Annotated in this window: 1 protein-coding gene; it reads left to right on the top strand. The window is 45.6% G+C overall.

The genetic code is table 11. The features are described from left to right. Positions 1-7: 7 nt before the first annotated feature. On the top strand, positions 8-524 hold a 517-nt coding region (locus R7Q48_RS30885), incomplete at its 3' end, for a transposase (RefSeq protein WP_318134226.1).

The following is a 524-nucleotide window of genomic DNA, read 5'->3' as shown; positions in this document are numbered from 1 at the left end:
ACTCGGCATGACTTGTGTGTTGCATACTTGGGGGCAAAACCTCAGCCAACATATTCATGTGCATTGTTTAATCCCCGCAGGTAGCCTCAATCGACAATCGCAGTGGCAACCTATCACTAAAGGTTATCTCTATCCTGTTAAGGCTTTATCCACTGTGTTTCGAGGTAAAATGATAGCGGCACTCAAGGCACAATCCATAGCGCTACCGTCATTACCCGCCACTTGGTGCGTGTACAGCAAAGCCTGTGTCTACCCACATCAACTCTTGCACTATCTTGCACGTTATACCCGCAAAGGTGCCTTATCTGAATCACGATTAGTGAACTATAACGCCAGTCGTGTGCGCTTTCGTTACAAGGATTATCGTGACAACAATAAAACCAAATTCATGACCTTAAGTATGGATGAGTTCATTCGGCGCTATTTACAACATGTCCTGCCTAAAGGCTTTATGCGTATTCGCCATTATGGCTTTTTAGCCAATGCTTGTCGTAACAAGCGCATCCCCCTCATTCGAGCACAGT

Source organism: Vibrio sp. 378 (assembly GCF_033339435.1).
The sequence above is the reverse complement of the archived record's forward strand: the minus strand, read 5'-3'. Positions and strand labels throughout refer to the sequence as shown.